The 15,050-nt window shown below is 71.7% G+C and carries 13 protein-coding genes; all 13 read left to right on the top strand.

Features of this window, described 5'->3' with window-relative positions; genetic code table 11:
* The first annotated feature begins 61 nt into the window (after window positions 1-61).
* The 13 genes from IE248_RS33235 to IE248_RS33175 all read left to right on the top strand — a co-directional run bounded on the left by IE248_RS33235 (window position 62) and on the right by IE248_RS33175 (window position 14,961).
* Window positions 62-802, top strand: a complete 741-nt coding sequence (locus IE248_RS33235) for a type 1 glutamine amidotransferase domain-containing protein (protein ID WP_008740340.1) — start codon at window positions 62-64, stop codon at window positions 800-802.
* Between the two features lie 38 nt (window positions 803-840).
* Entirely contained in the window at window positions 841-2,325 is a 1,485-nt protein-coding gene (locus IE248_RS33230) for an aldehyde dehydrogenase family protein (protein ID WP_073778878.1), read from the top strand.
* Between the two features lie 44 nt (window positions 2,326-2,369).
* Complete coding sequence (locus tag IE248_RS33225) at window positions 2,370-2,996, top strand: NADPH-dependent F420 reductase (protein ID WP_229895713.1); 627 nt, start codon at window positions 2,370-2,372, stop codon at window positions 2,994-2,996.
* Window positions 2,981-3,505, top strand: coding sequence for a (2Fe-2S)-binding protein (locus tag IE248_RS33220; RefSeq protein WP_073778874.1), 525 nt, complete (start codon window positions 2,981-2,983; stop codon window positions 3,503-3,505). The genes IE248_RS33225 and IE248_RS33220 overlap by 16 nt, the downstream gene beginning before the upstream one ends.
* 5 nt (window positions 3,506-3,510) lie before the next feature.
* Entirely contained in the window at window positions 3,511-6,006 is a 2,496-nt protein-coding gene (locus IE248_RS33215) for a xanthine dehydrogenase family protein molybdopterin-binding subunit (protein WP_229895712.1), read from the top strand.
* Window positions 6,003-6,845 (top strand): FAD binding domain-containing protein, encoded by an 843-nt coding sequence (locus IE248_RS33210; protein ID WP_190032635.1) that lies wholly within the window; start codon window positions 6,003-6,005, stop codon window positions 6,843-6,845. The genes IE248_RS33215 and IE248_RS33210 overlap by 4 nt, the downstream gene beginning before the upstream one ends.
* A 23-nt stretch (window positions 6,846-6,868) precedes the next feature.
* Complete coding sequence (locus IE248_RS33205; RefSeq protein ID WP_190032634.1) at window positions 6,869-8,185, top strand: MFS transporter; 1,317 nt, start codon at window positions 6,869-6,871, stop codon at window positions 8,183-8,185.
* The gene (locus IE248_RS33200; RefSeq protein ID WP_190032633.1) at window positions 8,182-9,747 is read left to right on the top strand and encodes an ATP-binding protein; all 1,566 of its coding nucleotides are present in this window, start codon (window positions 8,182-8,184) and stop codon (window positions 9,745-9,747) included. The genes IE248_RS33205 and IE248_RS33200 overlap by 4 nt, the downstream gene beginning before the upstream one ends.
* A 15-nt stretch (window positions 9,748-9,762) precedes the next feature.
* A complete protein-coding gene (locus IE248_RS33195) occupies window positions 9,763-10,104 on the top strand; it encodes a nuclear transport factor 2 family protein (protein ID WP_037797207.1) in 342 nt (113 codons plus the stop codon).
* 82 nt (window positions 10,105-10,186) lie between these two features.
* The gene (locus IE248_RS33190; protein WP_037799405.1) at window positions 10,187-10,834 is read left to right on the top strand and encodes a TMEM175 family protein; all 648 of its coding nucleotides are present in this window, start codon (window positions 10,187-10,189) and stop codon (window positions 10,832-10,834) included.
* A 73-nt stretch (window positions 10,835-10,907) separates the two neighbouring features.
* A complete protein-coding gene (locus IE248_RS33185; RefSeq protein ID WP_079196009.1) occupies window positions 10,908-12,218 on the top strand; it encodes an IS701 family transposase in 1,311 nt (436 codons plus the stop codon).
* Window positions 12,218-13,372 (top strand): XdhC family protein, encoded by a 1,155-nt coding sequence (locus IE248_RS33180; RefSeq protein ID WP_073795882.1) that lies wholly within the window; start codon window positions 12,218-12,220, stop codon window positions 13,370-13,372. The genes IE248_RS33185 and IE248_RS33180 overlap by 1 nt, the downstream gene beginning before the upstream one ends.
* 146 nt (window positions 13,373-13,518) lie before the next feature.
* Entirely contained in the window at window positions 13,519-14,961 is a 1,443-nt protein-coding gene (locus IE248_RS33175) for a GuaB1 family IMP dehydrogenase-related protein (RefSeq protein WP_037797205.1), read from the top strand.
* Window positions 14,962-15,050: the final 89 nt, after the last annotated feature.

Genomic DNA, 15,050 nt, shown 5'->3' with positions numbered 1-15,050 from the left:
CTTACGCCCCTCGCGGGCGGCGTGTTGAATCGGCAGCGATTCCAGAACAAGGAGAACAGTCATGAAGATTCTCGTCGTCATGACGGCCAAGGCAACGCTCCATCTCTTGGACGGGGAACAGCACCCCTCGGGATTCTGGGCCGAGGAATTCGTGGTTCCTTTCACCCTCTTCAAGGCCGCGGGACACACCGTGGACCTGGCGACGATCGGGGGGCGGGCGCCCACGGTCGACCAGACCAGCATCGACCCCCAGTTCCTCCAGTGGGTCCGTCCCCAGGGCTCGCCGAACGAGGACGAGGCCAACGCGGCCGAGTACGTCCGCGTCATCGCGGACAGCCCCGAGCTGCGGAACCCGATCGCCCTGGAGAGCCTGGGCGAGAAGGAGATCGCCGACTACGACGGCATCTACGTCAGCGGTGGCCACGGCGCCATCGGCGACCTGCCCAAATCCGACGAGCTCGCCCAGATCCTGCGGTGGGCCATCGCCCAGGACAAGCCGCTGGCCACCGTATGCCACGGGCACACCTCGCTCCTCGCGCTCCGCGACGGTGAGGGCCGGTGGCCGTTCGAGGGCTACAGGATGACCGCCTTCTCCCACGCCGAGGAGCTGGTCACCAACATGGCCGGCCGCCTCCCGCTGATCCTGGAGGCCGAGCTCACCCGGCTCGGTGCCCGGTACGAGAAGGCCGAAGCGATCTGGGACTCGCACGTGGTGGTGGACCGCAGGCTCACCACCGGCCAGAACCCGTACTCCTCCAAGGCCCTCGCCGAGACCTTCTTGACGCAGCTCGCGAAGGGCTAGCACCACCGCGCCCCCGCACCCGACACCGGAAGGCAGCCATGACCAAGCGTGAGCTGAGCGGTCCGCCCCTCGCCAACCCCGGCAAGCTGTTCATCGGCGGCAAATGGGTCGCCTCCCAGGACGGGAGGACCGAGCCGGACATCAGCCCCGTGGACGGACAGGAGATCGTGCCGGTGGCCCAGGCCACCGCCGCCGACGCGGACGCGGCCGTGGCCGCCGCCCGCGCGGCGTACGAGGAGGGGCCGTGGAGCAGACTGTCCGCCCAGGAGCGCGCGCTGAGGCTGAACCGGGTCGGTGAGCTGATCGAACGCGACCTGGAGGAGATAGCCCTGCTGGAGACGGTGGACATGGGCAAGCCGTTCGCCTTCTCCAGCACGGTCGACGCCCCCATGGCCGCGCAGCTCATGCACTACTACGCCGGGGCGGTGACCCGCGTCGACGGCTCCTCGCGGGCCCCGGCCGGCGGGCAGCTGGCGTACACCCTGCGCGAACCGCTGGGCGTGGTCTGCGCGATCACCCCGTTCAACTTCCCGCTGCTGCTGTCGATGACGAAGATCGCACCGGCGCTCGCGGCGGGGAACACGGTGGTCCACAAGCCCTCCCCGGCGACCCCGCTCACCGCGCTGAAGATCGCCGAGCTCTTCCAGGAGGCGGAGATCCCGGACGGGGTGCTGAACGTGGTCACCGGTCCCGGCGTGGAGCTGGGCCAGACCCTCAGCGACCACCCCGGCATCGACAAGATCGCCTTCACCGGCTCCACCGTCGTGGGCCAGTCGATCATCCGCAAGTCGGCCGGCACCCTGAAGAAGGTGACGATGGAGCTCGGCGGGAAGTCCGCCAACATCGTCTTCGCCGACGCCGACCTCGACGCCGCCGAGGAGCTCGCGTTCTTCGGCATCTACTACAACAAGGGCGAGATCTGCACCGCCGGCTCCCGGCTGCTGCTCCAGCGCCCCGTCCACGACGAGATGGTCGAGCGCCTGGTGCGCCGGGCCGCCGCCCTGAAGCCCGGCGACCCGCGCGACCCCGCCACCCTGTTCGGCCCGCTGGCCCACCGCGGCCAGTTCGACAAGGTGAGCTCGTACATCGAGATCGGCGAGAAGGAAGGCGCCGTCCTGCGCACCGGCGGCACCGGCTGGACCCCCGAGGGCGCCTCCTCCGAAGGCCTGTACTTCCTGCCGACCGTCTTCACCGGCGTCGACAACGGGATGCGGATCGCCCAGGAGGAGATCTTCGGCCCGGTCCTGTCGATCATCCCCTTCGACACCGAGGAGGACGCCGTGCGCATCGCCAACGACAGCGCGTACGGCCTCGCCGCCGGCGTCCACACCAAGGACCTGCGGCGCGCCCACCGGGTCGCCTCGCAGATCAAGGCCGGCACCGTCTGGGTGAACTGCTACAACCAGTACGACCCCTCCGTCCCCTACGGCGGCTACAAGGCCTCCGGATTCGGCCGCGAGTGCGGGCCCGAATCCCTGGAGAGCTACACCCAGACCAAGTCGGTCTGGATCGGCATGGACTGAGCACCTCCCGAGCACCTCCCGAGCACCCTCCCGAAGGAGCGGCAATGCGACTGGGCATCATCGGCACCGGGCGGATCGGCTCCACGCTCGCAAGGATCCTGGTGGCGGCGGACCACGAGGTGGTACTCGCCAACTCCCGGGGCCCCCGGAGCATCGGACCGCTGCTGGCCGAACTGGGCCCGGCCGCTTCGGCGGCGCACCCCGCCGAAGCGGCCGACCGCAGCGAACTCCTGGTGCTGATGGTGCCGTTCGACGGCGTCCGGGGCCTGCTGCCCCCCGGCGCCGTCCGCGACAGCGTGATCGTCGACGCGACGAACGCCTTCAGCGGCCCCGGCGCACCCCGGGAGCCGGACGGGCGCGGCTCCAGCGAACTCGTCGCCGAGTGGTATCCCGGCGCGCGGATCGTGAAATCCCTGAACACCATGCATTTCGAGACACTCGCCGTCGCCGGCACCGAACCGGGCCGAGAGGGGTCACGGCGCCTGGCCCATTTCGTGGCCGGCGACGACGGGAAAGCCAAGGAAATCGTCGCGGGAGTCGTCACGGATCTCGGATTCGCTCCCGTGGACACCGGTCCGCTGCACTCCGGGGGAATTCTCCAGCAGCCCGGCGGGCCCCTCTTCAACCGGTCGCTCACGGAAGCGCAGGCGCTCGCATGGATCTCACACTGAATGTCAACGGAAGACCCGAGAAATTCGCGGCGGCGCCGAACGAACTGCTCGTGGAGCGGCTCCGCGACGGCCTCGGGCTGACCGGCACCAAGGTCGGCTGCGACACCGGCCAGTGCGGGTCCTGCGTCGTGCGGCTCGACGACAAGTCCGTCAAGAGCTGCCTGGTCCTCACCGTGGCGGCCGCCGGCTCCGAGGTCACCACCATCGAGGGCATCACCACCACCGGCGGTGAACTCACCGGTCTCCAGGAGGCCCTGCGCCAGGAACACGGCACCCAGTGCGGGTTCTGCACGCCCGGCATGGTCATGGCGCTCGGCGAGCTCGTCGAGGCCACCGCCGACGGCGAGGCCCCCACCGAGCCCGAGATCCGCGAGTGGCTCACCGGCAACCTGTGCCGCTGCACCGGCTACCACAGCGTCGTGCGCGGGGTGCAGCGCGCCTGCGCGGCCTCCCGGGCCGAGGCGCCCGCCGACTCCGCGGCGTCCACCGCCGTCGCACAGGAGGTGTGAGGGAGATGACCACAGTGACGGGGGAGACCAAGGAGGTCACGGAGGCCGTGGAGACCACTGAGACCGCAGGGACCACTGAGGCTGCGGAGGCCACTGAGGCCGCGGAGATCGCCGAGACCGCGCCCTACGGCAACGGGGTGCTCGGCCAGCCGCTCGACAGCCGCGAGGACCCGCAACTGCTGCGCGGCGAGGCCACGTACGTCGCCGACATCAACCTGCCCGGCACCGCCCACATGGCCATCCTCGGCAGCCCGGTGGCCCACGCGAAGATCCTCTCCATCGACACCAAGGCCGCCGAACAACTGCCCGGCGTGCTCAAGGTGGCCACCGCGGCCGACTTCACCGACGTCATGCCGCTGCCCTGCATCTGGATACCCGGCGGGGTCGAGAGCCACTTCCCGCCCCACCCCTACGGACTTCCCGGCGCCCGCCCCGTCCTGACCGGTGACGCCGTCCGGCACGTCGGCGACCCCATCGCCGTCGTCGTCGCCGAGACCCCGCGCCAGGCCGCCGCCGCGCTCGCCGCCATCGAGGTCGCCTACGAGCCGCTGCCCGTGGTCACGCTGGCCGACGAGGCCCTCAAGGAGGGCGCGCCCCAGCTGCACGAGGCCGTCCCCGGCAACCTGAACGCGTACTGGACCTGCGGCGACAAGGACCGCACCGACGCGGCCATCGCCGTCGCCGAGGTCACCGTGGAGCTCGACCTGGTCAACCAGCGCACCATCAACAGCCCCATCGAACCCCGCGGGGCGGTCGGCGACTACAACGCCGCCACCGGCGAGTACACCCTCTACGCCTCCACCCAGGGCCCGCACAACCACCGCTTCCTGCTCTCCGCCCTGGTCCTCGGCATCCCCTTCAACAAGCTCCGCGTGATCGCCCCGACCGTCGGCGGCAGCTTCGGCACCAAGGGCTACCTGTACCCGGACATGGCGCTGGTCCTGCTGCTCTCCAAGGCCCTCGGCCGGCCCGTGAAGTGGGTGGACACCCGGACCGGACTGATGAACTCCACCGTCCAGGGCCGCGACCACCGCCAGCACGTGGTGCTCGCCGGCACCCGCGACGGCCGGATCACCGCCGTGCGCGCCACCAGCTACGCCAACCTCGGCGCCTACCCCTCCACGATCGGCCCCGGTGTCGCCACTGCCCTGATGGGACGCTCCATCAGCGGCATGTACGACATCGACGCGGCCTTCTGCGAGGTGTACGCCGCCTTCACCAACACCGTCTCGCTCGGCGCCCAGCGCGGCAGCGGGCGCGCCGAGGCCGCGTTCCTGATGGAGCGCCTGGTCGACCGGTACGCCTCGGAGATCGGCATGGACCCGGCGGCCGTGCGCCGCAAGAACCTGGTGCCGAAGGAGAAGTTCCCGTACGACAACGGCCTCGGCTGGACGTACGACTCCGGGAACTACCAGCTCAACTTCGACCGGGCCATGGAGCTGTCGGACTACGCCGGGATGCCCGCCCGCAAGGCCGAGGCCCGCGCCCGCGGCAAGCGGCTCGGCGTCGGCATCGCCAGCTACGTCGCCATCTGCGGCGTCGGCCCCTCCACCCGGATGTCCAAGGAGGGCATGCTCGGCGGCACCTGGGAGAGCGCGAACATCCGCGTCCACCCGACCGGCGAGGTCACCGTCACCGTCGGCTCCGCCTCCACCGGCCAGAGCCACGGCACCGTCTTCGCGCAGGTCGCCGCCGACGAGCTCGGCATCGACCCCGCGCAGGTCCAGGTGTACGAGGGCGACACGCTCAAGGCCCCGTACGGGCAGGGCACCTACGGCTCGCGCTCCTACAGCATGGCCGCGCCCGCCGTCGCCCTCACCGCCCGCAAGCTCAAGGCGAAGCTGGTCAAGGCCGGCGCCGTGTTCCTCGGCGTCCCCGAGGACAAGGTGGTCTACGAGGGCGGCAAGGTCCACGAGGACGGCAACCCGGAGAACACCAAGACCTTCGCCGAGCTGGCCATGGCCATGTGGTACGGCTGGGGGCTGCCGCCGGAGATCGAGCCGGCCCTCGACGAGACCACCCACTTCGACCCGCCGGACTTCAACTACCCCTTCGGGACCCATGTCGCGGTCGTCGAGATCGACGAACTCACCGGCGAGACCGAGGTGGTGGCCTACACCGCCGTCGACGACGCCGGGAACATCGGCAACCCGAAGGTGGTCCTGGGGCAGATCGAGGGCAGCATCATGCACGGCCTCGGCCAGGCGCTGATGGAGCACGCCGTGTACGACGAGAACGGGCTGCTCGAAAGCTCCGACCTCACCCGCTACGCGCTGCCGCGCGCCTTCGACGCGCCGTTCTTCACCCTCGGCAAGACCACCACGCCCTCCCCGCACAACCCGCTCGGAGCCAAGGGCGCCGGTGAGATCGCCACCGTGCCGCCCGCCGCGGCCGTCGTCAACGCCGTCGTCGACGCCCTCAGCGATCTGGGCGTCCAGCACATCGACATGCCCGTCACCCCCGAGAAGGTCTGGCGCCGCCTGAGAGGGGAAGCCCAGTGATCCTCACCGACTTCGACTACGTCCGGCCCGCCGGCCTCGACGAGGCCCTGACCCTGCTGTCCGGCACCCGGGGCGCCCGGCTGCTGGCCGGCGGCCAGACCCTGCTGCCCGCGCTGCGCACCGGCGAGATCGCCCTCGACCCGGCCGGCGGCCCGCTGCTGGTGGACATCCGGCACGTGGACGAGCTGCGCGGCATCGAGGACGGGCCCGGCGGCGGACTGCGCATCGGCGCCCTGACCACCCTCGCCGAACTCGCCGCGCACCCCCGGGTGCTCGCCGGGGCCCCGGAGCTGGCCGCCGCTGCCCGCGCCAACGGCGACCCGCAGGTCCGCAACCTCGGCACCGTCGGCGGGAACCTGGCCGCCGCCGGGCGGGCCACCGACCTGCCGGTCGCGGCCGTCGCCGCCGACGCGCTGGTCGAACTGGCCGGCCCCGGCGGGCGGTCGACCGTACCGGCCGAGGAGTTCGCCGCCACCGGCGCGCCCGCCGGCTCGGTCGTCACCGCGCTCCTCGCGCCGGCCGGGGGGCCGGCCGCCGCCTTCGAGAAGACCGCCGACCGGGCCACCCGCTACCCGGTCTGCGCCACCGCCGTACGCATCACCTCCGGCGGGCCGCGGATCGCCGTCACCGGCGCCACCCCGCGCGCGCTGCGCCTGCGCGGGGTCGAGGACCGCCTCGGCGGGGGCCCGTACACGACCGACGCCGTCCTCGCGGCGTTCCGCGCCGAGCCCAGGGAACTGTTCGTCCCCGGGCGCGGCACCTCGGCCGAATACCTCGGCCACCTCGCGGGGGTACTGACCGCCCGCGCGCTCGCGAGGGCGGTCCAGGCAGTCGCCTGACCGCCCACCACGGGGGAGTTGCAGTGGAACCGGACCAGACGTCCACGCCGACCACGCCGACCACGCCGACGACGCTGACCACGTCGATCGCGCCGACCGCGCCGACCACGGGGGTGACCTTGAACCCAGCCGCCCGCACGGTCGGCGCACCGAGAGGCTCGGGCTTCTGGGTGGTGGGCGCCGTCCTGGTCCTGCTGATGCTCTCCTCCTCCGTACCCTCCGCCCTCTACGTGCTCTACCAGCAGGAGTGGGGCCTGTCCTCCGGCACCATCACGGTGGTCTTCGCCCTCTACGCCGTCACCGTCCTGGCGGGGCTCCTGCTGTTCGGCTCCCTGTCGGACACCCTGGGCCGGCGCCCCGTACTCGGCGCCGGCCTGGTCCTGGCCATCGTCTCCATGGGGCTGTTCGCCGGCTCCCAGGGCCTCGGGATGCTGCTCGCCGCCCGCGCCGTCCAGGGACTCGCCGTGGGCCTCGCCACCGGGGCGATGGGCGCGGCCCTGCTGGAACTCACCCCGCGCTCGCGGCCCGCGCTCGGCGCGCAGGTCAACAGCGCCGGGCCGACCGTCGGCATCGGGCTCGGCGGGATCGGGGCCGGGCTGCTCGTCCAGTACGCGCCCGCGCCGACCGCGCTCAGCTACCTGCTGCTGATCGGGGCGTTCGCGCTCTCCCTGGCGGGAGTCGCCCGGATGCCCGAGAGCGCTCCCGGCGCGGGCGGCGGCTTCCGCGTCGTACCGCGCCGGATCCGGATCCCGGCGGCCGTGCGCGGCCGGTTCGCCGTCCTCGTACTGACCATCGTCGCCGTCTGGTCCGTGGGCGGCTTCTACCTCTCGCTCGGCCCGCACCTCGCCCTGTCCCTGCTCCAGAGCACCAACTACCTCGTCGGCGGCGCCACCGTGGCCCTGCTCGCCGGCGCCGCCACCGCGGCGCAGCTGCTGCTGGGCGCCACGGAGGCGCTGCGCACCGCCGTCATCGGGCTGCTCGGGCTGCTCGCCGGGCTGGGTCTGGTGCTGCTCTCGCTCGGCACCGGATCAGCCGCCCTGTTCCTGGTGGCCACCGCCGTCCTAGGCAGCGGCTGGGGCGCCGCGTTCCTCGGCTCCTTCCGCGCGCTGAGCGCCCTCGCAGAACCGGAACACCGGGGCGAACTGACCGCCGCCGTCTACGTGTTCGCGTACCTGGCGATGAGCGTGCCGGCGGTGCTCGCCGGCATGCTGACCAACATCCACGGTCTGCACCGCACCTCGGTCGGCTTCATGGCCGCCGTCGCCGCCGTGTGCGCGCTGGCCCTGCTGGTGACCCTGCGACTGGCCGCCCGTACCCGGGCCGAGGGAAGGACGGCATGACCGAGCCGGAGCTGCGCACGGCCCTGAGCGGGCTGGAGATCTTCGAAGGGCTCACCGAGGACCAGCTGGACTGGCTGGTCTCGGTCTCCGAGCCCCGTGTCCTCGGCGACGGGGAGGTCCTCTTCCGGGACGGCGAGGAGGCCACCGGCTTCCACGTGCTGCTCGCAGGGGGCCTCGTCGTCACCAAGGTGGTCGACGGCCGCGAGGAGGTGCTCACCCGGCATTCCACCGAGGAGGAGAGCGCGGCCGCCGAGGAGCACGACGGCAAGCCCTCCGCCGCGCACCGCTTCACCGGGGAGCTGCCCCTGCTGACGGACGGCTCGTACGTGGCCACCGCCGCCGCGAGCGGGCCGGCCACGACCGTCGTCGCGTACCCGAAGCCGGTGTTCTTCGAGATGCTGACCCGCTGCCACGGGGTGGCCGCGGTGCTCATCCCGGTGCTGGCCTGGCGGATCAAGTCCTCCGAGGTACAGGCTCGCAAGCGGGCCACCGTGGAGGCGCTCGGCACGCTCGCCGCCGGGCTGGCCCACGAGCTGAACAACCCGGCCGCCGCCGTGGCCCGGGCCGCGCAGGAACTGGCGCCCGCCCTGGAGCGGCTGACCCGGACCGCGTACGCCTGGGGCGCGGCCGCCTCGGGCGCGGAGCGCTCCGTACTGGAACGGCTGGCGGAGGAGCTCGACAAGCTGCCGCCGCCGGAGATCACCGACCCGCTGGCCCAGGCCGATGCCGAGGAGGAGATCGCCGACTGGGCGCAGGAGGCGGGCACCGAGCGCGCCGGGCTGCTCGGTTCGGGGATCTCGGACCTCGGGCTGGAGCTGGGCTGGCTGCTGGAGCGGCTGGAGGGCGTCGGCGAGCCGGCCCTGCCCGCCGCCCTGGACCATCTGGCGGCGCTGCTGGAGACCCGCTCGCTGGCCGCCGAGCTCCGGGCGGCGGGTCCGCGGATCTCCCAACTCGTGGCGGCGACCCGCGATTACGCCAATCTCGACCGCGCCCCCGAGCAGACCTTCTCGGTGACCGACGGTCTGGAGAACACGCTGGTCGTACTGCGTGCGAAGCTCGCGGGCATCAGCATCGTACGGAAGTACGAGCCGGATCTGCCCGAACTGACGGGCTATCCAAGCGAGTTGAACCAGGTGTGGACCAACCTGGTCGACAACGCCGCCGAGGCCATGGAGGGCTCCGGCGTACTCACGCTACGCGTCCGGGCCGAGGGCGTCTGCATGGTCGTGGAGATCACCGACACGGGCCGGGGCATCCCGGAGGACTCCCTGCCGCGGATCTTCGAACCCTTCTACACCACCAAGGACGTCGGGAAGGGCACGGGCCTGGGGCTGCACCTCAGCTACCGCATCGTGACCCAGCGACACCACGGGTCGATCGCCGCCCGCTCCCGGCCCGGGGAGACCCGGATGGTCATCCGGCTGCCCTTCGCGGGGAACGCGCCGGCCTGCGCCGTGGTCGACGACGTCCCTGGTCAGAGCGCCGGCGAGGCGCCCGGCGCCGGCGCCACCAGCTCCACCGTCCGCACCACCGACCGCTCCACCAGCAGCTCCACCACGTGAAGGAACGGAGTCGACATGGCCGAGTACGACATCTCGAAACTGCACCCGGTGTTCGTCCGCCAGATGGACGCCCTGGCCGCCCTGGACATCGAGGCGGTGATGAAGAACTACACCGACGACGCCGTACTGCTCCGCTTCGAGGGGGCGTCCGTCGGCATCGAAGCCGTCCGTGAGACGTTCACCGGCTACCTCACGGTGAAGCCGACCCTGGTCGAACTCCAGGAGTACATCGAAACCGAAGACACCATCTTCTACCGGGCGATCATGAACCTCAACGGCGAACCGGAGCACGCGTTCGGGACGCTCGTCGTCCGCGATGGCCGGATCTGGCGCCAGACCGCCGGCTTCGGCGGCTGAGGCCCGAAACCTGGGTAGCGTGTGCGGGGAGGGCGGGGGAACGCCCTCCCCGTATGTGCAGGGCAAAGGCAAAGGGGAGGTCATGGAACGCGAAACCGGGCGGGTCGAGGCATTCAGTGACGGCGTATTCGCCATCATCATCACGATTCTCGTGCTGGAGTTAAAGGTTCCGGAAGAAACCGGATCCCACTTCTGGCAGGGCGTCCGGGAGCAATGGCCGCATTACGCCGCCTACGTGGTGAGTTTCCTCATCATCGGTGTCATGTGGGTGAATCACCACACCATCTTCAGCCATCTCAGGCGGGTGGACCGACCGCTGTTGTTCCTGAATCTCCTGGTGCTGATGGTGGTATCGGTGATTCCTTACACGACCAATGTCCTCGCCGAACACCTCATGGAAGAGGGCGGCTCCGCCAATGCGGCCGCGGTCCTCTACAGCGGCGTCACCGTCGCCTATGCCCTGGCCTTCCTGGGCTTCTGGTGGTACGTCACGCGGGTCGGCCACCTCTTCAACGAAAAGGTGGACAAGGAAGGCGCCCGCGCCACCCGGGTCCGCTTCGGCCTCGGCGCCATCGCCTACCCGCTCACGGTCCTCCTGGCCTTCGTCTCCGCACCGCTCACTCTTGTCGCACACTTCCTGATCGCGATCTACTATGCGGCGAACCAGATCCCCATCCCCCTCGTGGTAGAGGAAGAGCGGCTCGAAACTGCCAGCGACCTCAGGAAGTAGCCGCCGGGGCCTACGGCCGTTCTCCGCGGTCAAGTAGGGTATTGGATCTAGCTGGTCGCGGGGGAGGCACCAGATGGCTCGCTTAGTCCTGCCGGAGGATTCCACCAAGGAAATCTCCGAATTGATCGACGTACTGATCTCGCTCTTCTTCGAGTCCTTACCCCGGCGGGACCAGCGCAACTGGGCCCGCGTATATCTGAACGGTCTGGTGGGAACGGCCGGGAAGAAAACAATCCGAAACATTGCCGGAACCGGGGCCAGTTCCGTCGAGCAGAGCCTCCAGCAGTTCATCAGCAAGTCCCCGTGGGACTGGACCCCCGTACGCCGGTCCCTCGCCCAGCACCTCGAACGCACCGCGCAGCGGCCACTCGCCTGGGTGATCCAGCCCATGGTCGTCGAGAAGGCCGGAGACCGCTCGGTCGGAGTCGGCCGGCAGTTCGTCCCCCAGCTCGGCCGCACCGCCAACTGCCAGCAGGCCAGCGGGATCTGGCTCGCCTCCAGCGAGGCCAGCTTCCCGGTCGAATGGACCCTCACCCTCCCCGGGCCCTGGACCAGCGAGCTGCTGCGCCGGCGGCGGGCCGGCATCCCCGACACCGCCCGCTCCCTGACCCCCGCCCAGGACGCGGTGCACGCCGTCCAGCGCATGGCCGCGAGCTGGCAACTCCAGCGCCGGCCCGTGGTGATGGAGGTCGCCAACAGCGATCTCCCGCACTGCATCGAGTCGTTCGCGCTCCAGGACATCCCCTTCGTCTTCAAGGTCGACGGCACCCTGCCCGTCTCCTTCGGCGGCGCCGGCCGCCACAAGCCCGGGCCGCACACCGCGCCGGCCCGCGAGCTCATCGACTCCCTGCGCTCACAGCGCCGCGTCGTCGAATGGACCCGGCACGGCCGCGCCGAGGGCTCGGTGACCCTGCTGACCTCCGCCGCCATCCTCGCCACCCCCTGCGAGGACCGGCCGGTCCCCGCCCCGCCGACCCCGCTGCTCCTGGTGGGCGCCTGGACCGAGGCCGCGATGCTGCCGTCCGAGTTCTGGATCACCAACATCGGTGACCGGCCCCTCGCCCAGCTCTTCCTGCTCGCCAAACTCACCGACCGGGTGTCCCTCGACTTCTCCGACACCTGCGAACCCGTGGGGATCCGCGACTTCGAGGGCCGTTCCTTCCGTGGCTGGCACCACCACGCCACCCTCGCCAGCGTGGCCCACGCCGCCATGCTGCTCGGCGCCCGAGGACACCGCCCCGCCCCCGGCCCCCTCGCCTACCCGGGCCCCTCCGCCCGGCCCGGCGAGCAGACCGTGCTGCCGCCGAGGCCACCCAGACCGCTCATACCCGGACAGACCCCCCGACTGCCCGGACAGACCCCGCGCCGCGAGTACATCCGCTGATGCTCGACATCGCCGGAGAGCTACGGGCGTGGTGCGCCGCCCAGCGGGAGTTCGCCCTGGCCACCGTGGTCGCCGTCAGCGGCAGCGCACCGCGCGGGCCGGGCGCCTCGCTGGCCGTCGACGCCGGCGGCACCGCGCTCGGCTCCCTGTCCGGGGGCTGCGTGGAGTCCGCCGTGCACGAGATCTGCCTCGACGCGATCGCCTCCGGCGAGAGCGGCGTCCACCGCTTCGGATACAGCGACGACGACGCCTTCGCCGTCGGGCTGACCTGCGGAGGAGTCCTCGACGTCCTGGTCACCCCGGTCCGCGGGCAGGACCCGGTACGGCCCGTGCTCGGCTCGGTGCTCGACGCCGCGCTCGGCGGGGACCGGGCCGCCTTCGCCCGGGTCGTCACCGGGCCGCCGCGGCAGCTCGGCCGCGCCCTCGCCGTCCACGCCGACGGCTCCTACGAGGGCGGCCTGGGCGGCGGCGCGGAGCTCGACCGGGCTGCCGCCCGGCAGGCCCGCGCGCTGCTGCTGGCCGGCCGGACCGGCACCGCCGAGCTGGGCACCGCCGGCGGGCTCTGCGGGCAGCCGCTGACCCTGCTGGTCGAATCCGCCGCCGAACCGCCCCGGCTGATCGTCTACGGGGCCATCGACTTCGCCTCCGCCCTGGCGCGCATCGGGGCCTTCCTCGGACACCGGGTCACCGTGTGCGACGCCCGGCCCGTGTTCACCACGCCGGCCCGCTTCCCCGAGGCCGACGAGGTGATCGTGGACTGGCCGCACCGGCACCTGGCCGCCGAGTGGGAGGCGGGCCGGCTGGACTCCCGTACCGCCGTCTGCGTGCTCACCCACGACGCCAAGTTCGACGTACCGCTGCTGGCCCTGGCGCTGCGGCTGCCGCTCGGCTACATAGGAGCCATGGGATCGCGGCGCACCCACGGGGAACGGGCCGCGCGGCTGCGCGGCGAGGGGATCACCGAGCGGGAGCTGGCCCGGCTGCGCTCGCCCATCGGCCTGGACCTGGGCGGCGGCACCCCCGAGGAGACGGCCCTCGCCATCGCCGCCGAACTCACGGCCGTCCGCAACGGCGGCTCCGTCCTTCCGCTGGCCGGGCTCGCGGGCCCCGTACACCGGCGGGTCGGCGCCCCTTTCGGGACCAAAGTCCCGTAGGAAAGAACCACCCGGGGCACCGGGTCCTGGACGATCCACCCGGGCCTGGTGAACGCCGGGACGTGGGAGAATGAAGTACGTGCGTTTTCCTCGGCTGCCCCGCTGGGTATGACGGGATCCTCCGACTCGACTGGGATGTTCTGCACGTGCGTTTCCTCAATGACCTGAAGCCGCCGTACGACCTGACGTACGACGATGTGTTCATGGTGCCGAGCCGCTCCGCGGTGGGTTCCCGTCAGGGTGTCGACCTCTCCTCGCCCGACGGCACCGGCACCACCATTCCGCTCGTCGTGGCGAACATGACCGCCATCGCGGGCCGCCGGATGGCCGAGACCGTCGCCCGCCGCGGCGGCATCGTCGTCATCCCCCAGGACATCCCGATCGAGGTCGTCACCGACGTCATCTCCTGGGTGAAGACCCGCCATCACGTGCTCGACACCCCGATCACGCTGGCGCCCACCCAGACCGTCGCCGACGCCCTGTCCCTGCTGCCCAAGCGCGCGCACGGCGCCGGTGTCGTCGTCGACGCCGAGAACCGGCCCGTCGGTGTCGTCACCGACCACGACCTGACCGGCGTGGACCGCTTCACCCAGCTCTCCGAGGTCATGTCGAAGGAGCTGCTGCTCATCGACGCCGACATCGACCCGCGCCAGGCGTTCAACCAGCTCGACGCCGGCCACCGCAAGCTGGCCCCCGCCGTCGACAAGGACGGCCGGCTCGTCGGCATCCTGACCCGCAAGGGCGCGCTGCGCGCGACCCTGTACGCGCCGGCCGTGGACGCCAAGGGCGGGCTGCGGATCGCGGCCGCCGTCGGCATCAACGGCGACTTCGTGGGCAAGGCCAAGCAGCTGCTCGACGCGGGCGTGGACACGATCGTCATCGATACCGCGCACGGCCACCAGGAATCGATGATCAACGCGATCAAGGCCGTCCGCGCGCTGGACCCGCAGGTCCCGATCGTGGCGGGCAACATCGTCGCGGCCGAGGGCGTCAAGGACCTGATCGACGCCGGCGCGGACATCATCAAGGTCGGTGTCGGCCCCGGCGCGATGTGCACCACCCGCATGATGACCGGCGTGGGCCGCCCGCAGTTCTCCGCGGTGCTGGAGTGCGCGGCCGAGGCCAAGAAGTACGGCAAGCACGTGTGGGCCGACGGCGGCGTCCGTCACCCGCGCGACGTGGCGATGGCCCTCGCGGCCGGCGCCTCCAACGTCATGATCGGCTCCTGGTTCGCGGGCACGTACGAGTCCCCGGGCGACCTCCAGCAGAGCGCCGACGGCCGCTTCTACAAGGAGTCCTTCGGCATGGCGTCCGCGCGCGCGGTGCAGAACCGGACGTCGGAGGAGTCGGCGTACGACCGGGCCCGCAAGGGGCTGTTCGAGGAGGGCATCTCCACCTCGCGGATGTTCCTGGACCCCGCGCGTCCGGGCGTCGAGGACCTCATCGACTCGATCATCGCGGGCGTCCGTTCCTCCTGCACCTACGCCGGTGCCGGCTCCCTCGCGGAGTTCGAGGAGAAGGCCGTCGTCGGCATCCAGTCCGCGGCGGGCTACGCCGAGGGCAAGCCGCTCCACGCCAGCTGGAGCTAGGCCGTCCCCCTCCCCGGTACCCGTCCCAACACCGCGGCCCCAGCCCGTCCCTCGCGGACGCGCCGGGGCCGCGGCGCGTCCACCGAAGG

The organism is Streptomyces goshikiensis, from assembly GCF_014650555.1.
In the GTDB taxonomy this organism is placed as follows: domain Bacteria; phylum Actinomycetota; class Actinomycetes; order Streptomycetales; family Streptomycetaceae; genus Streptomyces; species Streptomyces goshikiensis.
The sequence above is the reverse complement of the archived record's forward strand: the minus strand, read 5'-3'. Positions and strand labels throughout refer to the sequence as shown.